The organism is Streptomyces sp. NBC_00259, assembly GCF_036181745.1.
Taxonomy (GTDB): domain Bacteria; phylum Actinomycetota; class Actinomycetes; order Streptomycetales; family Streptomycetaceae; genus Streptomyces; species Streptomyces pratisoli.
Genome location: NZ_CP108080.1, coordinates 2,890,246 through 2,904,615 on the forward strand (window position 1 = coordinate 2,890,246; position 14,370 = coordinate 2,904,615).

The window sequence follows — 14,370 nt, forward strand, 5'->3', positions numbered from 1 at the left end:
GTCAGGGGCCGTGGCGGGCGTGCGAGCGGCCGCGACAGCGGTGTCAGGGACCGGCGATGTGACTAGGCTGAACGCATGACGAGCGATCTTCCGGACATGCGGGCCTCCGACGCCGAGCGGGAGCAGATCGCCGAGCGGCTGCGGGACGCCGTGGCAGAGGGCCGCCTCGGCATGGACGAGTTCGAGGAACGGCTCGACGCCGCGTACAAGGCCCGTACGCACGGAGAGCTCGTACCCCTCGTACGGGACCTCCCGGCACCGGGAGGCAGCACGACAGCGGCGCTCGCCGCCACGCCCGCCGCCGCCGAGGGCGCGGTCGACTACTCACGACGGGTGGGCCAACCGGCCACGTCCAAAGGCGCGTTCGCGTTCTGGGGCGGATTCGGCCGCAAGGGCACCTGGACCGTCGCCCGCAACTTCACCGCCGTCGCCCTTCAGGCGGGCGGGGAGATCGATCTGCGCGAGGCGAACTTCGAGGACCGCGACATCGTGATCCGCTGCATCACGATCATGGGCGGCATCCAGGTCACCGTCCCACCGGACATCCAGGTCGACGTCAGGGGCTTCGGTTTCATGGGCGGCTTCGGCGAAGCGGGCTCCCCCACGGCCGCGACCGGCATCGCACCGGGCGCCCCCCGCGTGACGATCACCGGCTTCGCCCTGATGGGCGGCGTCGGCGTCGAACGCAAACTCCGCCGGGCCGACAAGCAGCGCCTGAAGGAGGCGCGCCGCCGCGAACGCCTGGAGAAGCGCGAGGGCGGCGAGACGCGCGGCGAACTGGACTGACCGTTCCGGCCCTGACGCCTTACGTACCGAATACCGGACGTGACCATCCGATATTCGGTTCGTTACTCCGTGCGAGGCTGCGAACACGCGGCCGGGACGGAGGGGGTTACGCGATGCCGGAAAGCCCGTACACGCGCGAACGCCTTACGGAGGCGGTGGAAGCGTCACGGACGCTGACGGAGGCGCTGACGAAGCTGGGGGTGGATCCGAAAGGGCCATCGCGGCGGTATGTCCATGACCGGATGAGGCGGCTGGGCATAGACACGTCGCACTTCCAGCGGGAAGGGGTCCGCTGGACCAAGGAAGTACTCGAACCTGCAGTGGCGGCGTCGACAAGCGTGAGCGAGGTGCTGCGCCGCCTCGGGGTCGACGTCGTCGGCGGGCAGCACACGAGCATCAGCCGCCGCATCAAGCTGTACGGCATAGACACGTCACACTTCCGACAGCCCTCCCGAGCCGGGAGGCAGCGCCGGGCGGCACCCGAAGAGCTGTTGACCGAGCAGGAACCGGCCCAGGCGCGGCGGATACGCAGCGATCGCCTCAAGCGGGCCCTCACCGCCCTGGGCGTCCCCGAGCGGTGCGCGCTCTGCGGGACGGCTCCGGTCTGGCGCGGCCACCCACTCCCGTTGGAGGTGGATCACATCGACGGGAACTGGCGCAACAACCGCGTCGAGAACCTCCGGTTCCTCTGCCCCACCTGCCATTCGACGACGGACACTTATCGCGGCCGGGGCAAGGCCCGCAGAGCCCTCGCGCGACCGGACGGTCACGGGGGCGACGACCGATGAGCGAAAGCAGGCGGTACACACGCGAGTTGCTGGCCGAGGCCGCACGGCAGTGCCGCGATATCGACGAGGTCATCGCTTTCCTGGGCACACGCTCCCGCAGAAACCTGGGCCGCTACCTGATGCGGCGCTTCGCCCACTACGACATCGACGTGTCGCACTTCCGCCGTCGCGGCTACCGAAGGGGCGAGCCACGGCCGCCGGCCGCGGAACTCGGCCAGGCCGTGGCGAGTTCCGTTTCCCTGGCGGACACGCTCCGCCGCCTCGGCCGACCGGCAAGCACGAGCCAGCGGGCACTGCTGAAGAAGTGGATCGCCGACGACGGCCTCAACACCGCCCACTTCCTTGGCCAGGCACACCAGAGAGGCAAACCGGGCACCACCCCTGCCCTCACGGCCAAGGACGTACTCGTGAAACACGAGGGCAAGCGCCGCAGCAAGGCGGCGCACCTGCGTCGCGCCCTCAGGGAGATCGGCGTACCGGAGGAATGCGCCGAGTGCGGAACCGGTCCTGAATGGCTCGGACGCCCCATGACCCTGGAGGTCGACCACGCCAACGGCGACTGGAGTGACAACCGCGCCGACAACCTGCGGCTGCTGTGCCCCAATTGCCACGCAATCACCAGCACATGGTGCCGAGGAGGCAGCCGCCGCAACCCGAGCCATTCTGCGTAGCATTCCCCCGTACCGGCAGAGTCGTCGGCCCGTTAGGATGGCGGGGCCAGCGGCCGTGTCGTAACAGGAAGCCGAGCTGCGTTTAGATCGCAGTGGGAGAAATCCCGTGTGGGTTCGAATCCCACCGGCCGCACTGACCATAGATTCGAAAGCCCGGACCGCGGAAGTCGCGGCCGGGCTTTCGGGCTACCCGCCGTCAGCCCAGCAGTTCCCGCACCACCGGCACCAGCGCCCGGAACGCCTTCCCCCGGTGGCTGATCGCGTTCTTCTCCTCCGGCGTCAGTTGCGCGCACGTCACCTCGTGGCCCTCCGGCTGGAGGATCGGGTCGTAGCCGAAGCCGTTCGTGCCGACCGGGGCGTGGCGCAGCGTGCCGCGGAGGTGGCCTTCGACGACGCGTTCCGTGCCGTCAGGGAGGGCGAGGGCGGCGGCGCAGGCGAAGTGGGCGGCGCGGTGGTCGTCGGAGATGTCGGAGAGCTGGGCCAGGAGCAGGTTGAGGTTGGCGGTGTCGTCGCCGTGGGTGCCGGCCCAGCGGGCGGAGAAGATGCCGGGGGCGCCGCCGAGGACGTCGACGCAGAGGCCGGAGTCGTCGGCGACGGCGGGGAGGCCGGTGGCCTTGGCCAGGGCGTGGGCCTTGAGGAGGGCGTTCTCGGCGAAGGTGACGCCGGTTTCCTTGACGTCGGGGATGTCGGGGTACGCGTCCGCGCCGACGAGGTCGTGGGGCAGACCTGCGTCGGCGAGGATGGCGTGGAGTTCGGTGATCTTTCCGGCGTTGCGGGTGGCGAGGATCAGGCGCGTCATGTGCCCAGTATCTCCGCGTGGGGCGCCTGGTTGGCCACCGGTCGATGGCTACCGCTGCCCGCCGCCCGCCGGCCCGTTGGCTACGAGGTGCAGACCTTGCCGAGTTCGGCGGCCGCGTCGGTGACGGGCTTGATGTCCGGGGTGGTGTCGCCGTTCTCGACGGAGGTGCGGACGTTGTCGACGCCCTTGGTGAGGTCGTCGACGGCCTTGGACAGGTCGGCGTTGTCGGTCGTGTCCTTGAGGTTGCCGAGTTCCTTGTCGATGTCGTCGAGGGCCTCGGTCAGCTGGGTCGGGTCGTCGGTCGCGGTGCCGACGGCCTGGGAGAGCCTGTCGACGCTGGTGGCTATGGCGTCGGCGGTCTTGACGCAGTCCAGGGCCTTGTCGACGGCACCGCAGCCGACGGCTCCGGTGAGCGCGACGGCGGTGACGACGGCGAGTGCTATACGGCGGCTGCGCATGAAAACAGTCCCTCCCCGGGATTTTGGACGGGCATACGGTTCGGCCCGTACGCCCGTGCTGCCTGAGACGCCGGCAGTGGCGTTCTTGGTTGCTTCTTTACTCGCCGAGTGTCCGGGCGAGGGCCTCGGTCTGAAGTGCGGCGAGGTCGGCGCAGCCGCCGGTGGCGAGGTCGAGGAGCGCGTTGAGCTCCTTGCGGTCGAAGGGCTCGGCTTCGGCGGTGCCCTGGACCTCGACGAAGCGGCCGTCGCCGGTACAGACGACGTTCATGTCGGTTTCGGCGCGGACGTCCTCCTCGTAGCAGAGGTCGAGGAGGGGGGTGCCGTCGACGATGCCGACGGAGACGGCGGCGACGGTGCCGGTGAGGGGCTTGCGGCCGGCTTTGACGAGCTTCTTGTTCTGGGCCCAGGCGACGGCGTCGGCGAGGGCGACGTATGCGCCGGTGATGGCGGCGGTGCGGGTGCCGCCGTCGGCCTGGAGGACGTCGCAGTCGAGGACGATGGTGTTCTCGCCGAGGGCCTTGTAGTCGATGACGGCGCGCAGGGAGCGGCCGATGAGGCGGGAGATCTCGTGGGTGCGGCCGCCGATCTTGCCGCGGACGGATTCGCGGTCGCCGCGGGTGTTGGTGGAGCGCGGCAGCATCGAGTACTCGGCGGTGACCCAGCCTTCGCCGCTGCCCTTGCGCCAGCGCGGGACGCCTTCGGTGACGGAGGCGGTGCAGAAGACCTTGGTGTCGCCGAAGGCGATGAGGACGGAGCCTTCGGCGTGCTTGCTCCATCCGCGGTCGATGGTGACCGGGCGGAGCTGTTCGGGGTTGCGGCCGTCGATTCGAGACATGTGGTGAGCCTATCCGCCCGTGCGTGAGGGGCCCGTCCCGGTGTGGAAGGGCCCCTCACGGGTGAGCGGGGAGAGGGCTCACATCATGTCTTCGATGTCCGCGGCGATGGGGTCGGCGTCGGTGCCGATGACGACCTGGATGGCGGTGCCCATCTTGACGACGCCGTGGGCGCCGGCGGCCTTCAGCGCGGCTTCGTCGACCTTGCTCGGGTCCACGACTTCGGTGCGGAGGCGGGTGATGCAGCCTTCGACCTCTTCGATGTTGTCGATACCGCCGAGCCCGGCGACGATCTTCTCAGCCTTGCTGGCCATGTCCTTCTCCCTGCGTTCATGAGGCCCGTACGGGGCGCCCGGTGCTGCCTCGGCCCGCCATCGGTCCGGTTTCGTCACGGTAATGCACGGTTGGCCCATCTTCATGGGCGGGTGACCGCCGCGTACCGAATGATGACGATCACCGGCGGGACAACTGGTCCCCAGCCGTACGAGAACTGGTCTACACCAGTCTGCGGCACCTGCCAAACCAGGCGAGTTCCGGGAGGACGCCGATGAGCACCGAGAGCGCGGCCGCGCCGTGGCAGACCTGGTGGAACAAGTCGTTCCAGGGGCTGCAGAAGATGGGCCGCAGTCTTCAGCTGCCCATCGCCGTGCTGCCTGCGGCCGGCATTCTCAACCGGCTCGGCCAGCCGGACGTCTTCGGTGCTCAGGGGCTGGGCTGGGACAACGTCGCCAAGGTGATGGCGGGCGCCGGCGGTGCGCTGCTGGACTCGGGCCTCGGACTGCCGATGCTGTTCTGCGTGGGTGTCGCGATCGGCATGGCGAAGAAGGCGGACGGTTCGACGGCGCTCGCGGCGGTGACGGGTTTCCTCGTGTACTACGGCGTGATCCGGCAGTTCCCGAACGAGTGCATCGACCCGGCGACCCCGGTGGCCACCGGCTGCCAGGCGGCCGACGGTTCGGTCGAGGCCTTCACGTACCAGAACCCCGGTGTCTTCGGCGGCATCGTGATCGGCCTGCTGGCGGCTTATTTCTGGCAGCGGTACCACCGCACCAGGCTGGTGGACTGGCTGGGCTTCTTCAACGGCCGCCGGCTGGTGCCGATCATCATGTCGTTCGTCGCGATCGCGTTCGCGGCGCTGTGCCTGTGGGTCTGGCCGCCGATCGGCCAGGGGCTGGAGAACTTCAGCGACTGGCTGTCGGCCCTGGGTGCCTGGGGTGCGGCGATCTTCGGGGTGGCGAACCGGGCGCTGCTGGTGATCGGGCTGCACCAGTTCCTGAACGTGCCGCTGTGGTTCCAGTTCGGTACGTACACCAAGCCCGACGGCACGGTGGTGCACGGCGACATCAACATGTTCCTGGCGGGCGACCCGCACGCGGGCCTGTTCACCACGGGCTTCTTCCCCATCATGATGTTCGCCCTGCCGGCCGCGGCGCTGGCGATCACGCACTGCGCGAAGCCGCACCGCCGGGCGGAGGTGGGCGGGCTGATGATGTCGGCGGCGCTGACGTCGTTCGTCACGGGTATCACGGAGCCGCTCGAGTACTCGTTCATGTTCATCGCCCCGGCGCTGTACGCCGTCCACGCGCTGCTGACGGGTGTGTCGATGGCGGTGACCTGGGGGCTCGGCGTCAAGGACGGCTTCACGTTCTCGGCGGGGCTCATCGACTACGTGATCAACTGGGGCCTCGCGACGAAGCCGTGGCTGATCGTCCCGATCGGGCTGTGCTTCGCGGCGGTGTACTACGTGATCTTCCGCTTCGCGATCACCACGTTCAACCTGATGACGCCGGGGCGCGAGCCGGACGAGATCGGTGACGAGATGGAGCGCGACGTCACCAAGTAGTGGGAAGGCGTCGCCACATAGAGGGGCGGTGGGGGCGTTCCGTCGTTGTTGGCCCGGTATGAACCAGGCCACAGAAATCGCAGGTTCCTTATCTTTCCCTCACGTGCTACAACAGGTCTACACCTCTGACTGGTGTAGACCACGCGGTCCAGACCACCGCGTTCCCCCCTGAGACGCCGCCGTCCCATCTTCCCCTGGTTCCGGGCGGCGCCTTGCCCACTGGAGGAAGTTGTGACCACGGCCAGCGCCGCCCCCGAGGCGCAGAAGAAGAAGACGGGCGCGGGCGCGATGGCAGTGATGCAGCGCATCGGCCGCAGCCTCATGCTGCCGGTCGCGGTGCTGCCCGCCGCCGCGCTTCTGGTGCGCTTCGGCCAGCCCGACATGCTCGGCAAGGAGTCGTTCCCGACCTTCATCACCAAGATAGCCGGGTACATGTCGGCCGGTGGTGGCGCACTCCTCGACAACATGGCGCTGCTGTTCGCCGTCGGCATCGCGATCGGCTTCGCGAAGAAGTCGGACGGCTCGACCGCGCTGGCCGCCGTCGTCGGTTACCTGGTCTTCAAGAGCGTGCTCGGCACCTTCACGGACAGCAGCCTGCCCAAGAAGGAAGCCATCGTCGACGGCAAGATCGTCATGGTCGAGCAGGCCGTGGACGCCAAGGTCCTCGGCGGCGTGGTGATGGGCATCATCGTGGCGCTGCTCTACCAGCGGTTCTACCGCACCAAGCTGCCCGCCTGGGCGGGCTTCTTCGGCGGGCGCCGACTGGTCCCGATCCTCGCCTCGTTCGCCGGTCTGCTCGCCGGCATCGTCTTCGGCCTGATCTGGCCGTGGCTCGGCTCCGGTCTGCACTCGTTCGGTGAGAGCCTCGTCAACTCCGGCGCCGTGGGCGCGGGCATCTTCGGTGTGGCCAACCGTGCGCTGATCCCGGTCGGCATGCACCACCTGCTGAACTCCTTCCCGTGGTTCCAGGCCGGTTCCTACGAGGGCAAGAGCGGCGACATCGCCCGCTTCCTGGCCGGTGACCCGTCGGCCGGACAGTTCATGACCGGCTTCTTCCCGATCATGATGTTCGCCCTCCCGGCGGCCTGCCTCGCGATCGTGCACTGCGCCCGCCCGGAGCGCCGCAAGGTCGTCGGCGGCATGATGTTCTCCCTCGCGCTGACCTCTTTCGTCACCGGTGTGACCGAGCCGATCGAGTTCACCTTCATGTTCATCGCCCCGGTGCTGTACGCGATCCACGCCCTGCTGACCGGTGTCTCCATGGCGCTGACCTGGTCCCTGGGTATGAAGGACGGCTTCGGCTTCTCCGCCGGCGCGGTCGACTTCTTCCTCAACCTGGGTATCGCGTCGAACCCGTGGGGCCTGGCGCTGGTCGGCCTCTGCTTCGCGGCGGTCTACTACGTGATCTTCCGCTTCGCGATCATCAAGTTCAACCTTCCGACGCCGGGCCGTGAGTCCGACGAGGAACTGGCGGAGCTGCAGAAGGCCGAGGCCAAGTAGGCCCGCCCACGGCACCCGCGCCGGAGCCCCCGTCTTCCGAAGAGGAAGGCGGGGGCTCCTGCCGTGCCCGGTGTCCCGCCTGGGTCAGTCGCCGGCCGGGACGCACAGCACCGGGATCCTGGAGAGATGCAGCAGTTTGTGCGGGGTCGAGCCGAGGAGGGCTCCGCGCAGCGGGCTCTCGCCGTAGCTGCCGACGACGATGACCCGGGCGTCGTGGCGGGCCGCCGCGTCCAGCAGGGCCTCCGCCGGCTTCTCGTCGAGGACCTCGACCGCCGTGGGTACGCCCGCGTCGTCGGCCTCCGCCACCGCGTGCGCGAGCGCGACGCGGCCGGTCTGGCGGACGGCGTCGAGGTGGGCGCGGTACTCCTCGCCCTGCGCGCCCGGTGGCGCCGCGCCGAAGACCACCACGAGCGGCTCGCCGAAGGCCGCGGACACCTCGATCGCGACCCGCAGGGCGCGCAGTGAGCCCGGTGACTCGTCGTAGCCCAGAACGACCGCCATCTCAGGGCTCCTTGGTGCGGCGCACGAGGTCCGGGTCGCACACACCCGGGCGTTCCTGCCAGTACCGGTCGCTCGTCAGGCGCCGCGCGACCATGAAGACCAGCCCCATGATCACGATGAAGATGCCGATGACGAGCGGCGGGGCGAGCCCGAACCACGAGACGCCGCTGTAGGAGTTCGCCGGGTCGGACATGTGGATGACGGCCTCCACCAGCAGCCACAGCAGCAGCACCGCACCGACGAGCGGGCCGATCCCGATGAGGACCAGGTTGCCCACGCTCTCGGTCAGATGGCGGCGGTAGTAGACGGCGCAGGCGATGCCGGTGAGCGCGTAGTAGAACGCGATGAGCAGCGACAGTGCGGTGAGCGAGTCGAGGAGGGCGTTCTCGCTGATCCGGCTGACGACGAGGTACCAGACGGCGGCGACGAGGGCGACGGCCCAGGTGCTCACATGGGGTGTGTGGAAGCGCGGGTGGATGCGGGCGAAGACGGACGGCAGCGCGCCGCGGCGGGCCATGGACAGTCCGGTGCGCGACGCGGGGATGATCGTCGTCTGGGTCGAGGCGAGCGCGGACGTGGAGACCGCGAGGAGGACGAGCCAGTCCCAGCCGCCCATGACCTGCCGGGCGAGCGAGGCGAAGATGAACTCCTCCTCGGTCGCGTTCTTGGCGAGGTACGCGGGCCCGGCGAAGGCCACGACCGCGATGCAGACCGACAGGTACGTGCCGAGCAGGATGATCGTCGACCAGATGCCGGCCCGGCCCGGGGCGCTGGCGGAGTTCTTGACCTCTTCGGTGAGGTTGACCGCCGACTCCCAGCCCCAGTACATGAAGACGCCCAGCAGCAGGCCGGCGGTGAGCGCCGCGCCTCCGGCCCCGAACGGGTTCAGCCATCCGATCTCGGGTTCGACGGCGGGGAGGGAACTCGTACCGGCGTAGACGCGCTGGATCGCGACGACCGCGAAGGCGAGCAGGGACGCGATCTGCGCGAGGATGAGCACGTTCTGCACATGGGCGGACGCCTCGGTGCCGATGACGCAGATGGCGGTCATGACGAGGATGAGGAGGACGGTGAGCAGCGGGCGGACGACGTCGTTGGTGGCCCAGCTGTCGAGGCCGACCGTGAGCAGCCCGAAGCCGACGGCGACGTCGGCGAGTGAACCGACGACGAGCACACCGGTCATCATGATCGCCCAGCCGCCGATCCAGCCCGCCCAGGGGCCCATGGCGCGGGTGACCCAGGAGAAGGTCGTACCGCAGTCCTGGTCGACCCGGTTGAGGTAGAAGAACGCCGATGCGATCAGCAGCATCGGCACGAACGAGGCGAGCACCACTCCGGGGGCGTAGACCCCGACGAGCGCCACGACCGATCCGATGACCGCGGCCAGGGAGTAGGCGGGCGAGGTCGAGTTGATGCCGATGACGAGAGCGTCGAGGAAGCCGATCGCGTTGTGCTTCAGTTCCCCCGGCCCTTCCCCGGTGTGGGAGCTGGGTGGGGGCGGGCGGGTGTCCGTGACGTCATCGGCCATGTGTCCTCGCAGGTCAGGACGATGTGTCGGTTTTATGCGATTTTAGCGGGACATGCCGTGGGCGGCCTGCCGAGTGGATCTCGCATCACCTGCGCCCGGACCCGGAGCTCGTGGACCGCGGGACCCTAGAGCTCGTAGACCGCGCCCGGGACGGCCAGCTCGGCCGGTCCTTCGTACACCTCACGAGCGTCCGCGAGATTCCGCTCGGCGTCCGTCCACGGCGGGATGTGCGTCAGTACGAGACGCCGGACACCGGCGCGGGCGGCGTGGGCGCCGGCCTCGCGGCCGTTGAGGTGGAGGTCCGGGATGTCTTCCTTGCCGTGGGTGAAGGCGGCCTCGCAGAGGAAGAGGTCGGTGCCCTCGGCGAGGTCCACGAGGGGGTCGCAGACACCCGTGTCACCTGAGTAGGTCAGGGAGCGGCCGCCGTGCTCGACGCGGATGCCGAAGGTGTCGACGGGGTGCGCGACCTTCTCCGTGCGGACCGTGAACGGGCCGATCTGGAAGGTGCCCGGCTTGAGCGTGTGGAAGTCGAAGACCTCGCCCATCGACTTGTCGGAGGGGGTGTCCGCGTAGGCGGTGGTGAGGCGCTGCTCCGCGCCCTCCGGCGCGTACACCGGGATGGCGTCGGCGCGACCGCCGTCGTGGCGGTAGTAGCGGGCGACGAAGTAGCCGCACATGTCGATGCAGTGGTCCGCATGCAGATGACTGAGGAAGATGGCGTCCAGGTCGTACAGACCGATGTGGCGCTGCAGCTCGCCGAGGGCGCCGTTGCCCATGTCGAGGAGCAGCCGGAAGCCGTCGGCCTCTACGAGGTAGCTCGAGCAGGCCGATTCCGCGGACGGGAACGACCCCGAGCAGCCGACGACGGTGAGCTTCATGGAGCTTGAACCTCCGTGGACGGTCGTCCGGTGGACGGGGAACGTGGGTGGGGAACGGGGTCGGCCGAAGCGTGCGCCGGGGAGCTCGTGCGGTGCGTCGAGCGTAAGGCGCGAAAGGGTCGGGCGCTCCTTTGCGGGTACCCGTTGTGGGGGAACTCACCTGCCCTGTCACCGGATAGGACGAGGTGCGGGGGCGTGTACCCGGCGCGCGCGGCTCGGGATGCGCGCCGGTACCGTCTGGGGTATGGACACGTCCTGGTGGCTCGCGCTCGGCGCGGTGGTGGTGGTCGCGCTGGTGGCCGCGGTGACGCGGGTACGGCCGGGCGGCCGGGTCGGGCCGCGCACGCGGCCGGGGAGGGCGCCGGGCAGACCTCCGGGAAGGCCCTCGGAGCGGGGCGCGCGGCCGGGGCCGGCGCGGCGGCCGCAGCCGGGCGAGATCTGGTGGGCGGACGTTCCCTACGAGGACGGCCCGGGCTCCAAGGACCGGCCCTGTCTCGTCCTGGCCGTGCGCGGTGGCGCGGCGCGCGTCGCCAAGATCACCAGCCGTTACCACGACGAACGGCCGGGCGTGATTCCTCTGCCGCCGGGCACGGTGGGCGATGGGCAGGGGCGCGCGAGTTTCCTGGAGACGGACGAGTTGCGTGAGGTGCGCGTACGGGACTTCAGGCGGCGGGTCGGTGTGGTGGACCCGCTGCTGTGGGACCAGCTCCGGCACCTGTCTCCGTGACGGCGGTCCTTCCCCTGTCCTGACGGGTCCCGTCCCCCTGTGCTGACGGGTCCCGTCCCACCGGGCCCGGCCTCACCCCGGCTCGCCCCGTCCCGGGCCGCGCCCGAGCCCCCTCGGGCTCGCCCCGTCCCGGGCCGCGCCCGAGGGGGCGGACCCGGGACGGGACCGGGCGAGTCAGGCCCAGAGCTGGCCGTGGAGGGTTTCGATGGCCGCCTCGGTCGTCGGGGCGGTGTAGACGCCCGTCGAGAGGTACTTCCAGCCTCCGTCGGCGACGACGAAGACGATGTCCGCCGACTCCCCCGCCGTGACCGCCTTCTTGCCGACGCCGATCGCCGCGTGCAGCGCCGCGCCCGTCGAGACGCCCGCGAAGATGCCCTCCTGCTGGAGGAGCTCACGGGTGCGGGTGACCGCGTCGGCCGAGCCGACGGAGAAGCGGGTGGTGAGTACGGAGGCGTCGTACAGCTCGGGCACGAAGCCCTCGTCGAGGTTCCTCAGCCCGTACACGAGATCGTCGTAGCGCGGCTCCGCGGCGACGATCTTCACGTCCGGCTTGTGCTCGCGAAGGAAGCGGCCGACGCCCATGAGGGTGCCGGTCGTGCCGAGGCCCGCGACGAAGTGCGTGACGGACGGCAGGTCGGCGAGGATCTCGGGGCCGGTGGTGGCGTAGTGCGCGCCCGCGTTGTCCGGGTTGCCGTACTGGTAGAGCATCACCCAGGACGGGTGCTCGGCGGCGAGTTCCTTGGCCACGCGCACCGCCGTGTTGGAGCCGCCCGCGGCCGGGGACGAGATGATCTCGGCGCCCCACATCGCGAGGAGCTGCCGGCGCTCCTCGCTGGTGTTCTCCGGCATGACGCAGACGATCCGGTAGCCCTTGAGCTTGGCCGCCATCGCCAGTGAGATCCCGGTGTTGCCGCTGGTCGGCTCCAGGATCGTGCAGCCGGGCGTGAGGCGGCCGTCCTTCTCCGCCTGCTCGATCATGTGGAGCGCGGGGCGGTCCTTGACCGAGCCGGTCGGGTTGCGGTCCTCCAGCTTGGCCCAGATACGGACGTCCTCGGAGAGGGACAGCCGGGGCAGCCGGACGAGCGGCGTGTTGCCGACCGCGGCGAGCGGGGAGTCGTAGCGCATCGGGAGCCGGGCCGATCAGGCCATGCCGCCGGCCACGGCCGGCAGGATCGTGACGCTGTCACCGTCGGACAGCTTGGTGGAGATGCCGTCGAGGAAGCGGACGTCCTCGTCGTTCAGGTACACGTTCACGAAGCGGCGCAGCTGGTCCCCGTCGACGATCCGGGCCTGGATTCCGGCGTGCCGGGTCTCGAGGTCGGCGAACAGCTCGGCGAGCGTGTCCCCGCTGCCTTCGACGGCCTTGGCGCCGTCGGTGTAGGTGCGGAGGATGGTCGGGATGCGGACCTCGATGGCCATGGCATGGGCTCCTGTCGGGAGGGACGTAGGGCGTTGCGTGAGGGGCGCGCGGCTCGGCCCCCGCGCAGGGGCTGGTGCAGGGCTGGTGCGCTCGGGGGCCGTGGTCAGGCCGTACGGCGGTCCGCGCAGCGCGTACAGATGGCGCTGGCGAGTCGGCACAGGTCGACGTGCAGCCGCGCCACGAGCAGCGGGGTGCCCGGCGTCTTCTCGCTCACGTCGTTCGAAACCATGCGGTCATCGTAACGATTCCCGGTGCGGCTCCCGACATGTGATCTCGCATCGCGGACGCGATCTGTTCGCCTGACGGACGCCCGGCTCGTCAGCACCCCTCTCAGTACGCCTCGACGACCTTGACGTCCTCCTCGGTGACCTCGCCCTCGACGATCCGGAAGGACCGGAACTGGAACGGGCCGGCGTCGTCCGCGTCGGCCGTGGACACCAGGACGTAGTGGGCGCCGGGCTCGTTGGCGTACGAGATGTCGGTGCGGGAGGGATACGCCTCGGTCGCGGTGTGGGAGTGGTAGATGATCACCGGTTCCTCGTCGCGGTCGTCCATCTCCCGGTACAGCTTGAGCAGATCCGTCGAGTCGAACTCGTAGAACGTGGGCGAGCGCGCGGCGTTGAGCATCGGGATGAAGCGTTCGGGCCGCCCCTCGCCCACCGGTCCGGCGACCACGCCGCAGGCCTCGTCGGGGTGGTCCTCGCGGGCGTGGGCGACGATCCGGTCGTACAGGGCCTGGGTGATGGTCAGCATGATGACGAGAATAGGCGGACGGCTCGCGGATCTGAGATCCGGGGACCAATGAGTGAGATCGCGCCCGGTCGCCCTGCCGGGCGCCCTGCCGGTTGTCCTGCCGTCGTCCTGCCGGTCGTAGCGCCGGCCTTCCTACCGGTCGTCCTGGCGGTCGGTCACGGCGAGCAGCGCGTGCACGGTGGTCTCCATCGTGCGGCGGGCGGCCTGCGGGTCCAGGCCGCTGCCGCGCCAGTGGTACCAGGCGCCCCATGTGGTCACCGCGTCCAGCCCGTTGAGCAGGTCGGTCCTGCGTTCCCCGGGCAGCCGGTCGAGTTCCACGGCGAAGACGTCGGCCAGCCGCCGGCGGGCGAAGTCCATCACGTGCCGGACGGCTTCCTCGACCCGCTCGGAGGGCCGCTCGATGCGCATCATCGTCCGCCGTGACGGAGTGATCCATTCCAGGACGCGGGCGCGCTGCTCGACGAGTGCCGCGACCCGCGCTTCCCGGGGTCCGTCCGTCGGCAGTGGCTGGATCTGTGCGGCCAGCTGGTCCAGGCGCCGGGCGATGGCGGTGTCCTGGAGCTGGGCCATGTCGGCGAAGTGGTGGAAGACCAGGCGCCGGGACACCCCGGCGCGCTCGGCGACGCGGTCGGCGGGGAACTGGGTCTCCCCCTCGTCCAGCAGGGAGAGCATCGCGTCGGCGATCTTCTCGCGGGTCTGCCGCCCGCGCTCGGTGCGGCCGTCCGGCGCTCCGTCCCGGGCGCGTTCGGCCTGCGGGTGCGACTGCTTCACGGCGCCACCTCCCGTCCCTCGGTCCGTCCGATGCGTTCATCGCAGCGTTGACATTGTTGCACTCCCGATGCAACTGTGCCGATTGCACGCTGAGTGCAATAACTTTCGCCGCAC

Annotated in this window: 18 protein-coding genes and 1 tRNA gene; 7 read left to right on the plus strand and 12 right to left on the minus strand. The window is 69.9% G+C overall.

Annotation, left to right across the window (positions count from 1 at the left end):
* The first annotated feature begins 75 nt into the window (after window positions 1–75).
* The 4 genes from OG766_RS12915 to OG766_RS12930 all read left to right on the plus strand — a co-directional run bounded on the left by OG766_RS12915 (window position 76) and on the right by OG766_RS12930 (window position 2,378).
* Window positions 76–786: a DUF1707 SHOCT-like domain-containing protein gene (locus OG766_RS12915; RefSeq protein WP_328725380.1), complete on the plus strand. Its 711-nt coding sequence runs from the start codon at window positions 76–78 to the stop codon at window positions 784–786.
* A 113-nt stretch (window positions 787–899) separates the two neighbouring features.
* Entirely contained in the window at window positions 900–1,574 is a 675-nt protein-coding gene (locus OG766_RS12920) for an HNH endonuclease signature motif containing protein (RefSeq protein ID WP_328725381.1), read from the plus strand.
* Window positions 1,571–2,245 carry an HNH endonuclease signature motif containing protein gene (locus OG766_RS12925; protein ID WP_266373817.1) on the plus strand — a complete coding sequence of 225 codons (675 nt, stop codon included), beginning with the start codon at window positions 1,571–1,573 and terminating at the stop codon, window positions 2,243–2,245. The genes OG766_RS12920 and OG766_RS12925 overlap by 4 nt, the downstream gene beginning before the upstream one ends.
* Window positions 2,246–2,294: 49 nt before the next feature.
* Window positions 2,295–2,378, plus strand: a tRNA-Leu gene (locus tag OG766_RS12930).
* Window positions 2,379–2,441: 63 nt separating this feature from the next.
* Here OG766_RS12930 and rdgB read toward each other — a convergent pair.
* From rdgB to OG766_RS12950, 4 genes are all read right to left on the minus strand, one after another.
* A complete protein-coding gene (rdgB, locus tag OG766_RS12935) occupies window positions 2,442–3,044 on the minus strand; it encodes an RdgB/HAM1 family non-canonical purine NTP pyrophosphatase (protein ID WP_266373816.1) in 603 nt (200 codons plus the stop codon).
* 80 nt (window positions 3,045–3,124) lie between these two features.
* Window positions 3,125–3,502, minus strand: a complete 378-nt coding sequence (locus OG766_RS12940) for a hypothetical protein (RefSeq protein ID WP_266373815.1) — start codon at window positions 3,500–3,502, stop codon at window positions 3,125–3,127.
* 97 nt (window positions 3,503–3,599) lie between these two features.
* Entirely contained in the window at window positions 3,600–4,337 is a 738-nt protein-coding gene (rph, locus tag OG766_RS12945) for a ribonuclease PH (protein WP_266373813.1), read from the minus strand.
* A gap of 78 nt (window positions 4,338–4,415) precedes the next feature.
* Window positions 4,416–4,649 (minus strand): glucose PTS transporter subunit EIIB, encoded by a 234-nt coding sequence (locus OG766_RS12950; RefSeq protein WP_093660495.1) that lies wholly within the window; start codon window positions 4,647–4,649, stop codon window positions 4,416–4,418.
* A 233-nt stretch (window positions 4,650–4,882) separates the two neighbouring features.
* Between OG766_RS12950 and OG766_RS12955 the strand changes: the two genes are divergently transcribed.
* Window positions 4,883–6,178: a PTS transporter subunit EIIC gene (locus OG766_RS12955; protein ID WP_266373811.1), complete on the plus strand. Its 1,296-nt coding sequence runs from the start codon at window positions 4,883–4,885 to the stop codon at window positions 6,176–6,178.
* 231 nt (window positions 6,179–6,409) lie between these two features.
* A complete protein-coding gene (locus OG766_RS12960) occupies window positions 6,410–7,678 on the plus strand; it encodes a PTS transporter subunit EIIC (protein ID WP_266373810.1) in 1,269 nt (422 codons plus the stop codon).
* 84 nt (window positions 7,679–7,762) lie between these two features.
* Here the strand turns inward: OG766_RS12960 and OG766_RS12965 are convergent, their stop codons facing one another.
* The 3 genes from OG766_RS12965 to OG766_RS12975 all read right to left on the minus strand — a co-directional run bounded on the left by OG766_RS12965 (window position 7,763) and on the right by OG766_RS12975 (window position 10,585).
* Window positions 7,763–8,179 (minus strand): universal stress protein, encoded by a 417-nt coding sequence (locus OG766_RS12965; RefSeq protein WP_266373809.1) that lies wholly within the window; start codon window positions 8,177–8,179, stop codon window positions 7,763–7,765.
* 1 nt (window position 8,180) lies between these two features.
* Complete coding sequence (locus tag OG766_RS12970) at window positions 8,181–9,707, minus strand: APC family permease (protein ID WP_266373808.1); 1,527 nt, start codon at window positions 9,705–9,707, stop codon at window positions 8,181–8,183.
* Window positions 9,708–9,832: 125 nt separating this feature from the next.
* Window positions 9,833–10,585, minus strand: a complete 753-nt coding sequence (locus OG766_RS12975; RefSeq protein WP_328725383.1) for an MBL fold metallo-hydrolase — start codon at window positions 10,583–10,585, stop codon at window positions 9,833–9,835.
* Window positions 10,586–10,829: 244 nt separating this feature from the next.
* On the opposite strand from OG766_RS12975, the gene OG766_RS12980 reads away from it, so the two are divergent.
* A complete protein-coding gene (locus OG766_RS12980) occupies window positions 10,830–11,312 on the plus strand; it encodes a type II toxin-antitoxin system PemK/MazF family toxin (RefSeq protein WP_266373805.1) in 483 nt (160 codons plus the stop codon).
* A 174-nt stretch (window positions 11,313–11,486) separates the two neighbouring features.
* On the opposite strand, the gene OG766_RS12985 is transcribed toward OG766_RS12980, so the two are convergent.
* The 5 genes from OG766_RS12985 to OG766_RS13005 all read right to left on the minus strand — a co-directional run bounded on the left by OG766_RS12985 (window position 11,487) and on the right by OG766_RS13005 (window position 14,256).
* Window positions 11,487–12,437 (minus strand): PLP-dependent cysteine synthase family protein, encoded by a 951-nt coding sequence (locus OG766_RS12985; RefSeq protein WP_328725385.1) that lies wholly within the window; start codon window positions 12,435–12,437, stop codon window positions 11,487–11,489.
* A 15-nt stretch (window positions 12,438–12,452) separates the two neighbouring features.
* On the minus strand, window positions 12,453–12,731 hold the full coding sequence (locus OG766_RS12990) for a MoaD/ThiS family protein (protein ID WP_266373802.1): 279 nt from the start codon (window positions 12,729–12,731) through the stop codon (window positions 12,453–12,455).
* Between the two features lie 104 nt (window positions 12,732–12,835).
* Entirely contained in the window at window positions 12,836–12,961 is a 126-nt protein-coding gene (locus tag OG766_RS12995; RefSeq protein WP_266378395.1) for a putative leader peptide, read from the minus strand.
* 101 nt (window positions 12,962–13,062) lie between these two features.
* Window positions 13,063–13,485 carry a M67 family metallopeptidase gene (locus OG766_RS13000; RefSeq protein ID WP_266373801.1) on the minus strand — a complete coding sequence of 141 codons (423 nt, stop codon included), beginning with the start codon at window positions 13,483–13,485 and terminating at the stop codon, window positions 13,063–13,065.
* Window positions 13,486–13,617: 132 nt separating this feature from the next.
* On the minus strand, window positions 13,618–14,256 hold the full coding sequence (locus OG766_RS13005) for a TetR/AcrR family transcriptional regulator (protein ID WP_266373799.1): 639 nt from the start codon (window positions 14,254–14,256) through the stop codon (window positions 13,618–13,620).
* Between the last annotated feature and the right edge of the window lie 114 nt (window positions 14,257–14,370).

Excerpts from the sequence above, each read along its gene's own strand:
- rdgB (WP_266373816.1), bottom strand. The coding sequence starts at position 3,044 with ATGACGCGCCTGATCCTCGCCACCCGCAACGCCGGAAAGATCACCGAA.
- OG766_RS12950 (WP_093660495.1), bottom strand. The coding sequence starts at position 4,649 with ATGGCCAGCAAGGCTGAGAAGATCGTCGCCGGGCTCGGCGGTATCGAC.
- OG766_RS12915 (WP_328725380.1), top strand. The coding sequence starts at position 76 with ATGACGAGCGATCTTCCGGACATGCGGGCCTCCGACGCCGAGCGGGAG.
- OG766_RS12980 (WP_266373805.1), top strand. The coding sequence starts at position 10,830 with ATGGACACGTCCTGGTGGCTCGCGCTCGGCGCGGTGGTGGTGGTCGCG.
- OG766_RS12970 (WP_266373808.1), bottom strand. The coding sequence starts at position 9,707 with ATGGCCGATGACGTCACGGACACCCGCCCGCCCCCACCCAGCTCCCAC.
- OG766_RS12965 (WP_266373809.1), bottom strand. The coding sequence starts at position 8,179 with ATGGCGGTCGTTCTGGGCTACGACGAGTCACCGGGCTCACTGCGCGCC.
- OG766_RS12990 (WP_266373802.1), bottom strand. The coding sequence starts at position 12,731 with ATGGCCATCGAGGTCCGCATCCCGACCATCCTCCGCACCTACACCGAC.
- rph (WP_266373813.1), bottom strand. The coding sequence starts at position 4,337 with ATGTCTCGAATCGACGGCCGCAACCCCGAACAGCTCCGCCCGGTCACC.
- OG766_RS12995 (WP_266378395.1), bottom strand. The coding sequence starts at position 12,961 with ATGGTTTCGAACGACGTGAGCGAGAAGACGCCGGGCACCCCGCTGCTC.
- OG766_RS12940 (WP_266373815.1), bottom strand. The coding sequence starts at position 3,502 with ATGCGCAGCCGCCGTATAGCACTCGCCGTCGTCACCGCCGTCGCGCTC.
- OG766_RS13000 (WP_266373801.1), bottom strand. The coding sequence starts at position 13,485 with ATGCTGACCATCACCCAGGCCCTGTACGACCGGATCGTCGCCCACGCC.
- OG766_RS12955 (WP_266373811.1), top strand. The coding sequence starts at position 4,883 with ATGAGCACCGAGAGCGCGGCCGCGCCGTGGCAGACCTGGTGGAACAAG.
- OG766_RS12975 (WP_328725383.1), bottom strand. The coding sequence starts at position 10,585 with ATGAAGCTCACCGTCGTCGGCTGCTCGGGGTCGTTCCCGTCCGCGGAA.
- OG766_RS12920 (WP_328725381.1), top strand. The coding sequence starts at position 900 with ATGCCGGAAAGCCCGTACACGCGCGAACGCCTTACGGAGGCGGTGGAA.
- OG766_RS12925 (WP_266373817.1), top strand. The coding sequence starts at position 1,571 with ATGAGCGAAAGCAGGCGGTACACACGCGAGTTGCTGGCCGAGGCCGCA.
- OG766_RS12985 (WP_328725385.1), bottom strand. The coding sequence starts at position 12,437 with ATGCGCTACGACTCCCCGCTCGCCGCGGTCGGCAACACGCCGCTCGTC.